Source organism: Embleya sp. NPDC055664, assembly GCF_053618075.1.
Genome location: NZ_JBSHGZ010000045.1, coordinates 19020 through 35471, shown reverse-complemented (window position 1 = coordinate 35471; position 16452 = coordinate 19020). Strand labels below are relative to the sequence as shown.

14 protein-coding genes and 1 pseudogene are annotated in these 16452 nt (G+C 68.5%); 8 read left to right on the top strand and 7 right to left on the bottom strand.

Annotation, left to right across the window (positions count from 1 at the left end):
* Positions 1-786 precede the first annotated feature (786 nt).
* Positions 787-2364: a hypothetical protein gene (locus ACWGR4_RS42350; RefSeq protein ID WP_452130597.1), complete on the top strand. Its 1578-nt coding sequence runs from the start codon at positions 787-789 to the stop codon at positions 2362-2364.
* 655 nt (positions 2365-3019) lie between these two features.
* Here the strand turns inward: ACWGR4_RS42350 and ACWGR4_RS42345 are convergent.
* Positions 3020-4508, bottom strand: a pseudogene (locus tag ACWGR4_RS42345) (transposase); the annotation flags it as partial.
* Between the two features lie 83 nt (positions 4509-4591).
* Between ACWGR4_RS42345 and ACWGR4_RS42340 the strand changes: the two are divergent.
* Positions 4592-7834 carry a TreTu family toxin gene (locus ACWGR4_RS42340; protein WP_452130596.1) on the top strand — a complete coding sequence of 1081 codons (3243 nt, stop codon included), beginning with the start codon at positions 4592-4594 and terminating at the stop codon, positions 7832-7834.
* Complete coding sequence (locus ACWGR4_RS42335) at positions 7825-8142, top strand: immunity protein TriTu family protein (RefSeq protein WP_452130595.1); 318 nt, start codon at positions 7825-7827, stop codon at positions 8140-8142. Before ACWGR4_RS42340 ends, ACWGR4_RS42335 begins: the two co-directional genes overlap by 10 nt.
* A 621-nt stretch (positions 8143-8763) precedes the next feature.
* Here the strand turns inward: ACWGR4_RS42335 and ACWGR4_RS42330 are convergent.
* From ACWGR4_RS42330 to ACWGR4_RS42320, 3 genes are all read right to left on the bottom strand, one after another.
* Complete coding sequence (locus ACWGR4_RS42330) at positions 8764-9057, bottom strand: hypothetical protein (RefSeq protein ID WP_452130594.1); 294 nt, start codon at positions 9055-9057, stop codon at positions 8764-8766.
* A gap of 393 nt (positions 9058-9450) precedes the next feature.
* Positions 9451-10173, bottom strand: coding sequence for a hypothetical protein (locus tag ACWGR4_RS42325; RefSeq protein ID WP_452130593.1), 723 nt, complete (start codon positions 10171-10173; stop codon positions 9451-9453).
* A gap of 48 nt (positions 10174-10221) precedes the next feature.
* Positions 10222-10587: a hypothetical protein gene (locus ACWGR4_RS42320; RefSeq protein WP_452130592.1), complete on the bottom strand. Its 366-nt coding sequence runs from the start codon at positions 10585-10587 to the stop codon at positions 10222-10224.
* Positions 10588-11137: 550 nt separating this feature from the next.
* On the opposite strand from ACWGR4_RS42320, the gene ACWGR4_RS42315 reads away from it, so the two are divergent.
* The 3 genes from ACWGR4_RS42315 to ACWGR4_RS42305 all read left to right on the top strand — a co-directional run bounded on the left by ACWGR4_RS42315 (position 11138) and on the right by ACWGR4_RS42305 (position 14084).
* Positions 11138-11968: a leucine-rich repeat domain-containing protein gene (locus tag ACWGR4_RS42315; protein ID WP_452130591.1), complete on the top strand. Its 831-nt coding sequence runs from the start codon at positions 11138-11140 to the stop codon at positions 11966-11968.
* Positions 11969-12132: 164 nt separating this feature from the next.
* Positions 12133-12486, top strand: a complete 354-nt coding sequence (locus ACWGR4_RS42310; protein WP_452130590.1) for a hypothetical protein — start codon at positions 12133-12135, stop codon at positions 12484-12486.
* Positions 12487-12893: 407 nt separating this feature from the next.
* The gene (locus tag ACWGR4_RS42305; protein WP_452130589.1) at positions 12894-14084 is read left to right on the top strand and encodes an IS110 family transposase; all 1191 of its coding nucleotides are present in this window, start codon (positions 12894-12896) and stop codon (positions 14082-14084) included.
* An 8-nt stretch (positions 14085-14092) separates the two neighbouring features.
* Here the strand turns inward: ACWGR4_RS42305 and ACWGR4_RS42300 are convergent, their stop codons facing one another.
* The gene (locus tag ACWGR4_RS42300) at positions 14093-14413 is read right to left on the bottom strand and encodes a type II toxin-antitoxin system PemK/MazF family toxin (protein ID WP_452130588.1); all 321 of its coding nucleotides are present in this window, start codon (positions 14411-14413) and stop codon (positions 14093-14095) included.
* Positions 14410-14622: a type II toxin-antitoxin system CcdA family antitoxin gene (locus tag ACWGR4_RS42295; protein ID WP_452130587.1), complete on the bottom strand. Its 213-nt coding sequence runs from the start codon at positions 14620-14622 to the stop codon at positions 14410-14412. The genes ACWGR4_RS42300 and ACWGR4_RS42295 overlap by 4 nt, the downstream gene beginning before the upstream one ends.
* 111 nt (positions 14623-14733) lie before the next feature.
* Here ACWGR4_RS42295 and ACWGR4_RS42290 point away from each other — a divergent pair, with 111 nt between their 5' ends.
* Together ACWGR4_RS42290 and ACWGR4_RS42285 are read left to right on the top strand one after the other, a co-directional pair.
* Complete coding sequence (locus ACWGR4_RS42290) at positions 14734-15147, top strand: DUF4145 domain-containing protein (protein WP_452130586.1); 414 nt, start codon at positions 14734-14736, stop codon at positions 15145-15147.
* Between the two features lie 429 nt (positions 15148-15576).
* Complete coding sequence (locus tag ACWGR4_RS42285; RefSeq protein WP_452130585.1) at positions 15577-15846, top strand: hypothetical protein; 270 nt, start codon at positions 15577-15579, stop codon at positions 15844-15846.
* A gap of 102 nt (positions 15847-15948) precedes the next feature.
* On the opposite strand, the gene ACWGR4_RS42280 is transcribed toward ACWGR4_RS42285, so the two are convergent.
* A complete protein-coding gene (locus tag ACWGR4_RS42280; protein ID WP_452130584.1) occupies positions 15949-16188 on the bottom strand; it encodes a hypothetical protein in 240 nt (79 codons plus the stop codon).
* Positions 16189-16452 lie beyond the last annotated feature (264 nt).

Sequence of the window (16452 nt, the reverse complement as noted above, 5' to 3'; positions counted from 1 at the left end):
CCACCGGGCGCCTTCGCGTAGCACGGGAATCGTGATCGGCCACGCCCGGAGCGACGGCATGGGACCGTCGCGCCCGACGTGCGATCGCTCGGGAGACCGCACAAAAACGCGTCGACATGCTCCGGCACGCAGAATTCGGCAACCACGCTTTCCCCGCTGCCCGTCGCCCCGGGCGTGGAGGGCAGGATGCGAAATCGGGGCGTTGCCGTCGGGACCCCGCCGCCTGGCAACACCTACAGCCCGCTCGACTCGATCGCCGGCCGCATATTCATCGGGGACCCGAGCGACTTCCCGGAAGCGGCCCGGCAACCCGACGGATCCATTCCCGCGGTGTACCTTTTCCCGACCTTCGAAGTCGAAAGCGACTGATCGACCACAGGTGTGATTTCGCAAAGGTGGTCGGCGTCGGCCGGAGCTTTGGCCGGGTGGTCCCGAGCCGCCTGGGAACGAAAGCCCGCGCGCCCGACCGAGGTCACCCCACGACGGTTTCCCGATTCGCCCCGCTCGACCCCACGCGGCGTCACCCGCCCGCCACGCGATCCGGACCGTGCGCCGCAGCGCGATCGCCGGCATCAGCGCCGCGACGCCGAGTCCGGCCCGCACCGCAGCGAGCACACCGGCCGGACTGTCGCTCTCGAACGCCACCCGCCAGTGTCGATCGGCACGCACGCTCCAGCGCCTCCCGCACCCGGGTACGCCACGAACACGCTCCACCTCGCCGCCGAAGGCTGCGGCGGCCCCGGGGGCTCGAGTTGCAGCGGGTCGACGATAGGAGAAAAGTGGATCTTGTCGTTCGTTCGCACCGTCGAAATCGCGATCTCCGGTGACTCCAGGCCGCGCAGCGGGCACGTCCGCGCGGCCGGCACACGGCAACTCCACGATACGCACCGGGATTTCACCATGCCCAAGCCCGCACGGCGACTCGTCTTCCGCATCGTCGGCACGCCCTGTCTGGCGACCGCGATCGCACTGCCCGCCATTTCCCCGGCCGCACCCGCCGCCGTTGCCCAAGGCCCGAATACCGTGCCTGCCGCAAGCAGTCCCCCCGCGCCCCAGTCCCCGGGCACGCCCGGACCGGGGCCGGGCACGTCCGCACCGCCGGCCACGTCCGGGCCACCGCCGAACTCGGCACCACCGGCCACTTCCACGCCTGACGAGCCGGGCGCGCCCACGTACAAGCAGCCACAGCTCCCCGAGTCGAAGCCCGGCGCCGGTACGCCCGAACAGCCGGGCGTGCCCGCGTCGTCGGACGCGGCGAAGTCCCCGGGCCCGCAGCAGTTCGGGCCGAACACACAGAGGGAGACGGAGGACCGGATAGCGGCTCTCGGCGTGCCGGAAGCGGAGAAACAAAAGCTCAGGGACGGGTTGGCCAAGGCGATCGCCGCAATCAACGACTCGGCGACCAAGCCGGCCGACAAGGCCGCGTTCGAAAAGGCCGTGGACGGGATCAACGTGGCGTTGAAACTGAGCCAGGCCCAGGGCGCGACGCCGGCGGAAAAGGCCATGTACGAGAAGGTCGCGTCGACTCTCGCCAGTGCCGTGCAGGATGCCCAGGACTCGAAGACGACGCCCTCGGACCGGGATGAGCAACTGCGGGTCGTGAGCATTGTCGGCGACACGCTCAAAGTGATCGCGGATCGGGTCACGCCGCCACAAGACCGGGCCACATACTCGACGATCGTGCACGCGATCAGCGAAGCAATGGCCATATCCCTCGATCCCGGCACGACGTCCCAGAACAAGAGTGTGCACAGGTTCCTGATGATCAGTCTGGCCACGAACCTGTCGGCCCTTCAGGAGCCGAGGACCGACACGGTGGACCGGGCGATCCTCATCAAGTTCGCCGAATCCCTGGCCGCCGGATTCCTGGCCGGCCTGAACCCGCAGACGGCACCGAAGAACGCGCAGGACAGGGAAGCGATCACGAAGGCTTTGGAAAAGATCGCAGGGGAGGCCGGACAGGCATCGGCAACCCTCCAGAACCCGCAGACCTCCCCGCAAGAGCGGACCGCGGCGCAACAGAAGCTGGTCGCACTGACCAGTGCGCCAGCCGCCGCGCAAAGCGGCGCTCCGCCCAACGCGCCGCCCGACGCGCCGCCCGGCGCGCCGCAGAACTCCAAGTACCCGGAGTTCCTCACCGAGGTCAAGAAGTACAACCCGCCCGCAGCCTGCCTCGACGTGATCGACCGCCGTACCGCCCAGGTCGGTTGGCCGGACGGATCCCTGTGGGGCCTCTCCGACGACGCGTGCGCGGCCACGCTGCTCAAAGCAGGCCGCGAAAACACCGGCACGTGGAAGGCGCTGTTCGCGTGTGTCCGCGACCAGCCGTTCTCGACCTGCCTCACGTACATTCCCAAGGACTGACACCCGAGTGGCGCGACGGCGGAAACGCGATGCGCCCATGGAACTCGGGCAAGGCAGAAGGGCGCGTCCGTCGCCGGCCGTCCTTGCGCAGACTCGCGCCCTACGCGACCAGGCCGCGCGAACTGCGGCGCGGGTGTCGTGGAGCCGGTCGAGGAACTTTCGGGCCGTGAAACGCTACGTGTTCCGGTTTCGTGCGGTGGGTGTGGGGCGAAGGCCCAGGCGGGGTGGTGTGCGCACAGGAGTGGGAGGCGGCCGGTCCAGGCCGTTTCGGGCAGGGGAGAGGAGCAGTGGATCGTGACGTCCCCGCGTACTCGGTACGGAGACACCGGGACGATCGTTCCTCGGAGACGATCCATGAACCGCGCCGCCTCGATCTGGGTCGCATCCTCCGGGCCACCTCGTTCTTCGCCGCTGTTTGCGCTCTCGACGGCCACGAGGTTCCGGGCGCGCATCAGCGACCAACCGACGAACACGGAGGCTCAAGATCCACAAAAACGAACAACTACCGCAATGGTCCTCAGGGGGCGGCGCGAACGTCCTCGACTCCGATGACGCGCCTGCCTGGAGGTAAGGCGGTGCGAGGGCCGTCGTGCCTGTCCCTGTGCGTGCGGAGGTGACGGGCAGGGGCCCGGCGCGCAAACGCGGACGCTATTGGTCAATTCGGGCCCTGGTGCTTCGCCCCGTCGACTTGTTCGGCGGGGCGAAGCGCTGCGAAGTGGCTGGTTCGGGCGCGGGCGCGGGGTGTGTCGGTCAGGTGGGCGTCGATGCGGGCGAGGTTGATCGCGGCGCCGGTGAGCTGGTGCTGGAGGCCGGTCTTCGTCAGGCCCCGGTAGCGGGATCTGCGCAGGCCACAGCGCCCGACGCCTTGGGAGATGGTTCCTTCGCCCCCGGCACGGATCTTGTAACGGTCCTTCCAGGCGTCGGTCTGCTGCTCTGCCCGGGCCGCGCGGATCGCGTGGTGTTCATCGTGGTGCCGCAGCCGCAATTCACGGTGGGTGGCGGCGGGCGAGTTGATGCACTCGCGGCGCACGGGGCAGGGCCGGCAGTCGAGCACGGAGAACCGCACCCGGATCACCGGCAGCCCTTCCTGGGAGCGCCGTTCGTGCCGGCCGCCAGTGGTACGACCTCCGGGGCAGGTGACCTGCCTGTTCTCCCAATCGATGATGAACGCTTCCTGGTCGAAGCCCCCCACCGTGGCGCTCTGGGCGCTCGTGTCGGCCGCGACCGGGCCGTGCGGGGAGACACCGTGATCGAGCCGGGCGGTGACAATCGCGGCGGCGGTGGGGTATCCGGCATCCACCCAGTGCTCGCCGGGCAGGCACTCCCGTGTGGCGAGTCCGGTGTGCATCTCCTCGCTCATCACGCTGTCCGGGACCGTCGCCGAAGTGGTGACCACGTTCGTGACCAGGTTCGGGGCGTCTGGGGTTCGCAGGTCTCGGTGAGGTGGACCTTGTATCCGTCCCACATGGTGTCCCGTTTTGCGCTGCCGCGCGCGTCGCCGTCGTAGGGGGTGACCAGGCGCGTCGCGCCCGGCGGGCGGTCATTTGGGCCTCTGCGCGTCACCTCGCCCTCCACCGGATGGAACTGCTGGACCCACACCTGCCGCAGGACCTCCACTTCCCCGAGCCCCGCGCAGGCCATCGGGCGCGTCGGCTGCGAAGAGCACCTCCAACAGTCGCATCCCGTCCCGACCGACCCTGACGCCCACCTCGTCCCGTTTCGCGCGCGCCTTGGGAAACCTGGAGTCCTCCGCCCGGGTGGCGTAGTGCCGGAACCAGTCCGGCTCGGCGACCTCGGCCGGCCAGGCCGGGGCCGCTCGGGCGAGCGCGTTCAACGCCGAACGCAAGGTCTCCGTCACCAGCTCCAGCCGGCACGGTTCACGCGCGACGGACAACACATGCGTGGAGTCCGCACGAGCTCGGCCCGAGCTCATGAGCAGCCCTGTCTCCGGGCCGCCGCCAGGACCCCGTCCAGCACCCGCCGCCCGCCGCCCGCACCGGCCAAACGGTCCCGGAACGCGACAGCACCGAGAAGTCGAAGCCCGAGTCGTCCAGCCGAAGCCCGAGCGCGTACTTGAAATCGATCCGCGCCCGCACCGCCTCCGCGGCCTGCCGGTCGGTCATCCCCTCCACGAACTGCAACAAACGAGGACTGGGAGCCCGAACCCGCCGTCTTCGTCGGTGACGACGCCCAGGTCCCCGGCCAGGACTCCGTCGTCTACGACGGCATGGGCCGCACCACCGCCCAGGTCTTCTCCTCCAAGGCGATCGAACAATGGCGCACCACGACCACGTACGCCGGTGCCGACGAGACCCGTGTGACCCCCCCGAACGGCGGCACCGCCACGCTGTCGATCAATGACGCCCGCGGCAAACCGAAGGAACTACGCGAGTACAACGGCGGCAAACCCGAGGGCGACGGCTACACGAAAATCACCTATACGTACACCCCGCGCGAGGAACTGAAGACCGTCACCGACGCGGGCGGCAACACCTGGACGTACACCTACGACTTCCTCGGCCGCCGGACCCACGTCGAGGTCCCCGACAAGGGCCCGTCCGACACCCGCTACGACCTCGTCGGCCGCGTCATCGGCACCACCGACGCCCGAGGCCAAAAGCTCGCCTACACCTACGACGCGCTCGGCCGAAAGACCGCCAGCTACAAGGACACGGTCGCCGACGCGAACCTCCTCGCCGAATGGACGTACGACCGCTACGCCAAGGGCCAGGCCGACGGCTCCTCCCGCTACGTCGGCGGCAAGTCGGGCGCGAAGTACACCAGCGAGATCACCGGCTTCGAACCCGGCACCTACCGCCCCGCGGGCACCCGCACCACCATCCCCGCAGCCGAGGGCAAACTCGCCGGCGTCTACACCACCTCCACCAAGTACGAGCCGCGCGTGGGCCTGCCGGTGAGCACGAAAGTGCCCGCCCACGGCGGCCTGCCCGCCGAGACACTGCTCTACGGCCACAACGACGCCGGCCTCCTCACCGAGCTCGGCGGCGCGACGTTCTACCTCAGCTGGGCCGAGTACGACCCCTACGGCCGCAACACCCTCGCCGTCCTGGGAGCCGAACCCCTCCAACCCGGCTTCACCAGCGCCTACGACCCGGCCACCGGCCGCCTGCTGTCGACCGAATGGCAAAAGCCGGGCGTCAAGGTCGACGCCACGTCATACACCTACAAGCCCAACGGCGACGTCACCTCGATCAAGACGGTCCGCGACGGCACCACCACCGACACCCAGTGCTTCGCCTACGACAGCCACCGTCGCCTCAAGGAGGCATGGACCGACACCGCCGGCACCGACACCCCTACCGCCCCACGCGACGGCGGCCTCGGCGCCTGCACCACCCAAACCCCGACCCCGTCCACGGTCGGCGGCCCGGACCCGTACTGGCAGACCTTCACCTACGACGTCGTCGGCAACCGCACCAAACTCGTCGACCACGACCCCACCGACGACCCGACCAAGAACGTCACCACGGAGTACGGCTACCGCGCGGGCACCACGTCCACGGACCGCACCCACCGCCTGGACACCGTCACCGTCAAGACCGGCACCCGCGAAGCAGTCACCACCGGCCTGACCTACGACCCCTCCGGCAACACCAAAACCCGCCCCGGCGCCGACGCCAACGTCCAGACCCTCACCTGGAACGAAGAGGACAAGCTCACCAAGGTCGCCTCGGCCACCGGAACCGGCGACTACGTCTATGACGCCGACGGCAATCGGATCATCCGCCGCGAGGCCGGCAAGACCACCCTCTACCTCGGCAGCGACGAACTCACCACGAATACCGACCAGTCCGGCCCTGTGGTCGGCACCCGCTACTACCAGACGGCCGGCGGCGCCGCCGTTGTCCGCAACGGCAACGGCATGCTCGTATACGTGGCCGTCGACCATCACGGCACTCCCACGAGCACCCTCGATGCCACCACCCTGACGGCGACCCGTCGCCAGTCGAAGCCCTTCGGCGAGCCGCGCGGTCCCCAGCCCACCCAGGCAGGCGGCCAATGGCCCGACGACAAGGGCTTCCTCGGCAAACCGATGGACACCACGGGCTTGACTCACGTCGGCGCCCGCGAATACGACCCCACCCTCGGCCGCTTCATCAGCGTCGACCCGCTCATGGACCTGGCCGACGCTCAACAGATGCACGGCTACAACTACGGCAACAACAACCCGGTGACGCGCAGCGATCCCACCGGCCTGTCGCCTGAAGACGAACTTCGTGCGGCCGCTGCGGCAGGATTCGCCGCCGCCCATGCGACGGCGATTGGTACATCGCCATCGAGAAACAACCCCATATCCACCGGATCCGGGAAGACGGGCGGAGGCACCGGGTCGGCACGCGGCCCAGGAAATCCTCTCCTGGCAGGCCAACTGACTGCCGGTGTCGAGGTTCGGCGGTCGGTGTGGGAAAAGGTGGCAGACAATCGTGCGTTCAAGTTTGTCAGCGAGGTGACGGGGGTCCAGGCCGGCATCGAATGCTGGGAATCAAGGGGCAGCGACACGCAGGCGTGTATCGACACAGGCATCAACCTTGTCACTTTGGCGGCCACAGGCGGCGCAGGCAAGGCCGGCGAGGCTGTTGCCCGCCAGGTGGAAAGGAAGATAGCCAACGAAATCGTCGATGACGTCGGCCGAAAAGGTGACGGTCTCGTCGGATCTATCGTAAAAAGCTGCGGCTTGACGCACAGCTTCGTTCCTGATACCAAAGTGCAGATGGCCGACGGATCGACCAAACCGATCCAGGACATCCAACCGGGTGACAACGTCCTCGCCACTGACCCTGAGACCGGCGAAAGCAACACTCGCACGGTCTTGGCCGCAATCACCACCGAGAACGACAAAGACTTCGTCGACCTCACCGTCAGCACGGACGACGGCAACGCCTCCATAATCGCTACCATCAGTCACCCCTTCTGGGTCCCGGACCTGAAGCGATGGGTCAATGCGGGTGAGTTGAAGCAGGGCCAGTGGCTGCAAACGTCCAGTGGCACCTGGGTTCAGATCCGCGCTGTGCGCTTGTTGCGTCAGCAGCAACGTACGCACGACCTGACCGTTGATGCGGACCACACGTACTATGTACTCGCCGGAAATACGCCAGTACTGGTTCTTAACGACGGTGGCAGTGGCCTGGTTACCGTTGGGCGCTGGATGTCGACGGAGGAATACCAGAAGATGTTGAAAACGGGAATGGTCCAATCGGGGGCGGGGGATAGGAGCTTCGTGGTATATCCAGCTAGTTCCGATGGGTATATTTCCGCGCGACCCGGTTCCGTCTATGTAGAGTTTGATGTGCCGCACTCTCTTCTGTCTCCGGGCGGGAGGCCGGGCGACTATAAGCTCTCCGGACCAACATCTCTTGACGCTCGACTCGCTGCCAAGAAGGGCCTGCCGATCCCGCAATCGCCGGCTGCGGAAAACATTCGACTCGGAGGTGGCTCGGGATGCCCCTAGGTGCTTCTCTGCTGGTGAGTGCCCAAAAGTGGATCGATGCACGGAGTGACGAGGTGCGTCAAAGTGGCGTAGCGATGGAGATTAATTATTCTCCAATCGATCGAGATCCGCGATCCCTTCAGTGGATTCTGGAAAGCTCGGATAAATTCGGAGAGGTTATTCTCTGGGAGAGCGGAGAAGCTGAGGTTAGCTTCGCCGTAATCGAGACGAGTGAAGTCCGAGTCGAGCATTGCGATATCGAAAGTTCGATGGAGCTAGAAAATGTCTTGACTCAAGTCCTTCAATGGATGATCAGTTCGTCTGATTGAGCAATGACTATTCGTCCCAAGAGAGACAGAAGCCCCGCGGATGTGATTCTGGGGGTGGTGTGGGCTGGGGTTTTGCAGGTTGGGTGAGAATGTTTCGTGGCTGTCCGGGCGAGGGTCGTGAGGGCCTGACCTGGGATTATTGCGGTTGTGTTGAGAATGCCCGGGTGTGTTGCGCATAGCCTGTGCGTCTAAAGGCCCGGGCCGTGTTTGCGCAGGTCACAGGGTTTTGCATGGTTGCGGAGCCCCGGGGTGTGTCTACTGCCGGGTATGCGGGACCCGGTGGCGGTGCCGGGGTGGCGCCGGGTCTCGGCGAGGTGGTCGAGGCGAACCGCGTCGAGGCTGGTTGTGGTGATGCGTTCGGTGCCGTCGTCGATCGCGGTGATCGCGGCCTGGCGGATGAGGCGGGTGAGGCTGCCGATGCGTCCGGCGGTGCGTTGGTGGGGTAGGCGGCGAGGCGGGGTGGTGTCCCGGCCCGTTCGGTGTGTGTTTCGGGTCCAGGGCGGTTTCCACTCCGGCGATCAACTCTTTGAATGGTTCGCGTGTGCCGAGCCGTGCGGGGAACGCCCCGCACTCGATCAGCGAGGCCCGTCCGGCGAGCCCGGCCCCGCGTGCACCCGCGAACTACGGTGTGGCGGTCACGTCGATGCCCGCGTACACGAACGTTGCGCCGATGCGTTCGGTGAGGTCTCTTCGGCAGGTCTGCGGTCTCGGCGCCGGTGGTGGTGCGGGGGTCGAGGACGGCGGGTTCTCGTCGATCAGGACCAACCGGACGCCTGCCCGGTGGTAGGTGTGGCAGACGGCCTCGGTGATCTGTGCCTGCGTCATCCGGGTGCCGGCGGGGACGCCGAGACAGCGGGCGAACTCGGCGGCGAGGGCCTTCGCGGTCGCGCCGGGCGGCACGAGGACGTACGCCACCGGGACCCGGCCCTCCACTCTCCCGCTGTGTCGGGCGGCCTCTGCGGGGGCACGTGCGTCCGACGTGGAGCAATGCGGTGGTCTTCCTTGCCGCGGCGGGGCCGGTGACGATCAATGCCGGTCGGGCGGTGGTGCGTTGCTGGCGGCCGAGGATCATCGGCGTGCGTATGTTCGTGGCGAGGGTGTCGATGGTCGGGGTGCGGATGGTCACGAACGCGCAGTGGTGGGCCGGGCGTTCTTCCCGGCTGCGTGGCGGTGTGCCGGGCTCGGGTGGTGTCGGGGGCGCCTTGGTCGCGAAGTCCTGCCGGCCCTGTCAGGTGGTGACCGGCCGGGATTGTTCCGTCGCGTCCACCCCCTCGCCACTGGGGCCGTCGCCCGACTGCTCACCGGGGCTCACCATTTCGGGGCCTCCTCGTGTGCGTCGTGGATCCCGAGTCCCGGGTGCGGCGGGGCGGGGGAGCCGGGCTCGTCCTCGTCGGCGTCCGGGCCCGGGAGCGGTGACTCGTCGAGGCCGTCGTCGAGTTCGTCGAGGCTGTCCTCGCCCGTCCTCGGGACGGTGCCGCCGAGGTCCTGTTCCCGCCCTTTGCGCGCGGGGCGTCCCGGTGGGGGAATCCGGGTGGGTGTGCCGCGGGCGAGGAGGCGTTGTTCGGCGCGGGTGGCGCGTCCGCTGTGGGCGCGGTGCATGAGTTGGTCGAGGGCGTCGGCGAGGTTCGCTTCGTGGATGTCGGCGTCGGTGTGGGGGCCGGCGGTGGCGCGCAGGTATTGCCGGGTGCGTTCGTCGAACGGGTGGTGGGCGTGGTCGCGGTGGATCCACGGGATCTCGGTCAACTCGCCGTCGGGCAGGCGGATCCATACCTGGCGGCCGTTGTGCGGGTTGTGGTGGACCTTCCACTTCCCGCCTCGGGCGACGATCCCGGAGGACTGCCCGCGTAGCGGGCCCGGCACCTCGTGGTCGTACGTGCGGTGGTCGATGCGGATCCCGCGTTCGGTGACCGCCTGCCATCGCACCGGCAGCAACTCGAGGTAGTCGCTGCCGCTCAGCGGTACCGACACGTATCCGCACGCCGCGACCAGCGCGGCCCACATCTGGTTCGGCGTCAACGCGACCCTCGGCATCACCGGATGCCGCAGCCCTTCGTGCGGGCGGTGGTGCCGGTGGACGAGCTATTCGTCGAGCAGGTCCTGCAACCGGGCGACACTGAAGCACGCCTCGCGTTCGGCATCCCTGCCGCGTCGAGTGACGTCGGAGCCGGTGTATCCGGGAAGGTGTTGGCAGAACAGGGTGTTGATCGATCCGAACGTGCGCTCGACGATGCCTTTCGCCGTCGGCGCGAACGGGGGAGCCGGCTGCACGCCGATCCCGAGCGTCTCGCACGCGGCGGTGAACGCCCTCGACAGGAAGACCTTCCCCCGGTCCACGACGATGGTCTCCGGTACGACGACGTGCCGGGGGGCAGCGCCCCCGAGGTGTTCGTCCAACGTCATCGGCCGATCGCGGGCGAACAACCGGGCGTGGGCGAAGCGCAACACGTCGGGCCATGTCGGCCGGGCGGGATGGGGGACGGCCGTCTTTGCGGGCGACGGCGCCGCGTCCACCGCCCTGGTCTCGCCCGGTTACGGCACCGCCGCCGGGATTGCCCTGGCCCCACCGTTCCGTTTCCTTGACACTTCGGCTGTCCACGATCCCGGAGCCTGAGGTCGGATCACGGGCCCGACCGGCGCGTTCCCGCTCCCGGAGCGCGCCCGGGATCGCCCCCGATCGTCCCTCGGTCCGCCACCTGCGCCCGTGGCGGTGGACCGTCCGGTACGGCGGGAAGTCGTGCCGAGGCAGGCGCCGTGCGCAGCAGGCCCGAAGCCGATACGAGGGCGCGTTGAGGATCTCGCGTCGGGGATGCCCGGTCGATCTCCCGGCCTCGGCGGCGGCACGAGAGGGGCGAGGACCTCCCATTCCGCGTCGGACAGCGCGCGGCCCGACCATGATCCGCATCCCCCGAGACAGGCGACCACCGACTCGGCTTCCCTGAAAGACCCTTCCGGACCCCCTCTACGTCTCCCCGGCCGTGACGTCTACTGTGAGCCGATGAGTGAGGACTCGAGGCCGCAGGTGTATCCCAACCGGTGGGCCGATGCCACCGGGCCCGGCGATCAGGGTCCGGCGCGCGAGAGATGCGGGTGTATCGAATACGCCTCCCGGACACAGTCGCCGACCCGTTTCCATCCCGAACGTCAGGACACCACCGCACCGGGATGGATCCGCCTTCTCGAACTGATCGAAGAGGCCGCGGCCGACGGACGGGAGGTCTTCAAGCCGCTGGTGGAACTCACCGCGGAGCAGCGGCGCCAGGTCGTTACGCTCCCGGCGACCATCGCCGAACTCACCTCGGTGAAACACCTCGTGCTGTACGGCAGCAACCTGGTGCGTATCCCGCCCGAGATCGGTGCGATGACGAGCCTCGAGGAGTTCACCCCGTACACCTCGTACCGCCTGCACTGGTTCCCGTACGAGATCACCCGGTGCCTCAATCTCCGGCGCAGCACGGTCAGCTCCCGTGCCGTCTACGGCAACTACAAGCAGCGGCCGCCGTTTCCGCCGCTCCGGGCCGCGGCAACCGATGATCGGGCCGCGGACCTCGACGACGTCGACCCCGGGGTGTGGGGCGCCACCTCGATCCGCACGTGCAGCGTCTGCGACGAGTGTGTCCACGGTGCGAACCTGCGCCAGGTGTGGATCTCACTGTGGACATCCGGCGCCGACGTGCTGCCCTTGCTGGTCAACGCCTGTTCGACGGCCTGCGTCGATGCGCTGCCCGCACCGACCGAGGGCTACGTCCCGACGCCGCACACCGGCGGGCCGGACATCGGCCAGCCGCCGGCAAGTTTCTCCCCACCCCGGCTGAAGCGTGGCGAATAGCGTCCGGTCGTCGGCGCCGCCGGCGACGTGCTCGATCCCGTCCGCACTTGCATGTGTGCTCGCTGCCGTCAAACCACCCGTGCCACAGGACGTGGAAGACGCAGGGGAGAACTTCGAGCGGGCCGCCGACCACCTCGATGCCTTCGATCGGTGGCCGTTCTCGTGTGAACGCCTGGAACGCCGAGGCGATCAGCCCCGGGCGACCCCCGTTGCGGGGATGTCGATACCCGGCCGGCCACCGCAGGTTCGCCGCCGACACCCGATCCGGCCGCCCCAACTGCCGATGGACCCAGCCGACCCGCGTACACTTCGCCCGATACCACCTGCGCCGCACCGAACGTGCCCTGGTGGTCATCACCCGGGACGACAAAATGCGCACCGTCCTGTTCGACGGCACGGACGCGCAACTTACGAACACCATCCTAGAACTCGCCCGCGTGGCCGACGTCGAAGGCCGCCCGTACTTCGGCTGCGAAGGCATCGACGATCCGCGGCTGACCGAACGGCTCACCGGATGAAAGACGGTGACCAAGCGCGCGAACCCGCATCCTGGTTTCGAACGCCACCGCCGGCAGCGCGTTTGCTGCCTGTCGTGTCGTCGGGGCGGCTCCCGAGCCCCGGCCGGACCCGCAGCGTTCCCTCGCCCATGCCTGTGTGTACCGGCATGGGGCGAGGGCCACTCGGATCAGTCGGTCCTACGTTGTTGGTGGGTTGGTTGGGCCGGCGTAAGGTCCAGAAATCCAGAGACGCCGGGTATGGCTTTCAGTCGGTTGCCCTCGATGGTTCCACTCACCTGGCCGCCCGGCGTCTCACGACGACTCGGCCGCTGATTGGGAGTTGCGGGCCCTCAGGGTGATCGCTGAGTAGGACCACGCCGGCGAGGTCGTCCGGACGAACAGCGCACATCGAACGACCGGAGGCACGGGTGGCCCAGATCTGGGCGGGCACGGATATCGGCAAGTCTCACCACCACTGCGTGGTGCTGGACGTCGAGGGCAAGCGGCTGCTGTCGAGACGGGTCCCGAACGACGAGCCGGAACTGCTGAGGCTGCTCGCCGATGTGTTGGCCATGGACGACGACGCCGTCTGGGCGGTCGACGTCGCCGACGGCATGGCAACCTTGTGGATCAATCTGTTGCTGAACCACGGCCGGCGACTCGTCTACATACCCGGCCTCGCGGTCAACCGGGCCTCGGCCGGCTATCGGGGCATGGGCAAGACCGACGCCAAGGACGCGACCGTCATCGCCGACCAGGCCCGCATGCGCCGGGACCTGACCGTCATCCGGCCGGACGACGAGCTCGCCGTCGAACTGCGGGTCCTCACCGACCGCCGCAGCGACCTCGGCGCCGACCGCACACGTCGGATCAACCGCCTCCGCGGCCAACTCACCGGCATTTTTCCCGCGTTGGAACGCGCCCTCGATCTGGGCAACATCGGTCCGCTGGTTCTGCTGACCGGCTACCAGACCCCGGCCGCCCTGCGACGAACCGGCCCCAAGCGCCTGCTGAGCCGGCTGCACAATCGCAAGGTCCGTGGCGCAGAAGCTCTTGCCGAGGCTGCCATGGAGGCCGCCGAGCGTCAGCACACCGCCCTTCCCGGGGAAAAGGTCACCGCACAGGTGATTCACACGCTGGCGAAGGAGGTGATGAGCCTCAACGAGCAGATCGCCGAGATCGACAGGCTCATTGCGGCCCGATTTCGCGAACACGACCTTGCCGAAGTGATCGAGAGCATGCCCGGCATCGGCCCACTGCTGGGGGCCGAGTTCCTCGCCGCCACCGCCGGCGACATGGACCGTTACGGCAGCTCCGACCGCCTGGCCAGCTTTGCCGGAGTCGCCCCGGTCCCGCGCGACTCCGGCAACGTCAGCGGCAACCTGCACCGCCCCCGGCGCTACCACCGCGGTCTCCAACGCGTCTTCTACACCTCTGCGCTGATCAGCATTCGCTGCTGTGAGGAGTCCCGCCGGTTCTACGAGCGCAAGCGTGCCGAAGGCAAGCGCCACACCCAAGCCGTCCTCGCGCTGGCCCGACGACGCGTCAACGTCCTGTGGGCCCTCGTTCGTGACGGACGGTGCTTTCAACGTGAACTACCCGCCACAGTCGCTGCTTGACAACAGCATTAGGAGGTGAGTTCGAGGACGACGCGCAGTGCGGCGGACACGCGCGTCATCACCGCCGGGTCGACGGTTCCCAGGTAGGTGCCGGAGCGGATGCGTTTGTCGGTGAGGGCGACCAGGTCGACCGCGACCACGGCGCCCGCGACCGGTTCGGCGATCGGCACCGTCACCACCGTGTCGGGGGCGCCCCCGGTGCGGTCGATCATCACGCACACCAGTGTTCCCGGCAGCGCGCGGATGGCCGCGTCCGACTCGACGATCAACACCGCGCGCACCTTGGTGGCCAGGGCCACCTCCCAGACCTGTCCGCGTGCGAGGTTCACGCGAGGTCCTCGCCGAACACGTCCGCGAGCTCCTCCGCGTCCTCGCCGTGCCGACCGCGCCACGCCTCGATCGCCTCGCCCGCCTCACGCAGCGCCTCGGCCCGCAACGCCCGCTCGACATACGCCGACAGATTCCCCGCCGACGCGGCCTTGGCGGTGGCCAACAGGTCCGCGGGAATCGTCACCGTGACCCGTTCCCTAATCGTCATACCAGGGATCATACGCCACGTATGACGATCCATCGGCATCCAACGCCGCGACAGCGGTTCGCCACAAAGCCCGACCGAGGAACTCGACACCCCGGGAGAGGTTCCCGGCGGGTGCCGGGCCGCGTCCGGGGCTCCGCTCCCGCGTCCGACATCGCCGTCCACGACCCCATCCGGGCCGTCGTGGGTGCCTATCGCCTGGCCGGAGCGGGCTATCGGGCGACGGCCGAGGCCATATGCGAGGACCGGGGCGCGCAGGGCAAGTACCTGTTCGCCATGATCAAGGACCTCGGCGCGCGAGGTGTGATCGATCAGGACATGGTCGACGCCTTCGACGAGGCCCGCTTCCCGGGTAACGACAGCCTGCACGACCGCCCTTCCTATGCCCCGGACGAGGTGGCGGACGTCGCCGAACTCATCGAGGAGGCGACGGAGTTGTTGTACGTCCAACCCGCCCAGCGCAAGCGGATGAAGGACGCCCGCGGAGCGCGCCGCGCGGCGCACAAGGCCGCGCAGCAGGGTCCCTGAACCTGCCGGGCAGGTAGACCCCTCCGGCCGATCGCCGCAGGGACGGCTACGACACCCGACGGATCGCCTGAGCGGAAGCACGTGCTTCCGGACCGACGAGCGGCAGGACCGACCGGGGTCCTGCCGTTCGTCCGTCGATGTCTCGGTCAGTGCAGGCTGGCCGAAGGCGTAGCGGGCGGGTGCGGGCATACCGCCGGAGGTCGAGTCGCGGACGGACCTGCCGCGCAGGGTGTAGCCGCAAAGTCGAACGAGCGCGGGACGACCGCATGGCCGGCGGACCGTAGCGTCGTCTTCTCCGAGGCCGGCACCCTCGGCGACCCGAGTATCGCGGCCTCGTCGACACCGAAGAGGGAGATTTCCATGCGCGCACGCACGTTACTCGTCACAGCGGCGGCAGCCGTCGCGGTCGCGATGCCGTCTACTCCGGTCATGGCCGCGCCCACGGCCGACGCACCGCAGGCGGCGGCGTTGAGCGGGCCGAAGTGTCACACGAATTGGCAGACGTCCACGTCCGCCAACCTCTGGTGCGACGGCCACGGTCCGGCCCGCTACGGCGCCAGCATCCAGTGCAAGAAGGGGTCCATGGTCAAGCAACTGAACTACAACAACGGACCCTGGCTCGGCGACCGACGCGGGATCAGCATGTACTGCCCCGGAGGCGGCTACAAGCGCGTCAAGCAGTGGGGTTGGTACGCCTGACGCGGGAGTCCGGCGAATCGCTCGGTCGGGGGCGCCCCGGTCGAGCGATTCGCGTCGGGCCGCCGACTCGACGCGGCGCGCGTCGCCGGTCGCGGTGCGGTATCACGAACGACCGGCGGCGCGACCGGCGGTGGCGAGGAGTTCGTCGACCGAGCCCGCGAAGTCCGGCAGCAGCCGCATCGCGATCGTCCACGCGTCCGGGTCCTCGCCGAGGTGCGCGTCGACGAGTACGTGCAACGGCCAGGCCAGCGGCCGAAGTTTCCCTCGGCTCCGCTGCTCGTCGCCGTACGCCCACAGCAGGAACGGGGCCGCCGCGGCATGCGTGAGCAGGTCGTCCGGCATGAGCGTGCCCGCACGCAGGGCACCGGGCGAGCGCCGGAAGCACGAGCGTCCATCCCGTGCCTTTGTGGTGGCCCCACGTCCGGCTCGCGGCGGGCAGGAGCGCCAGGGCGGTCGGCCGGGTCAGCGCCGCGAGCAGCCGGGCGTACCGCGGCGGATCGGCTTCGAACAGCGCGTGTGGGTGGTTGTTGGTTGTGGGGGGTGGTGTGGGGGGTGTGGGGTGGGGTTTCGCTGTTGTGTTGGGATGGTTGTTCCGGGTGTAGGGCT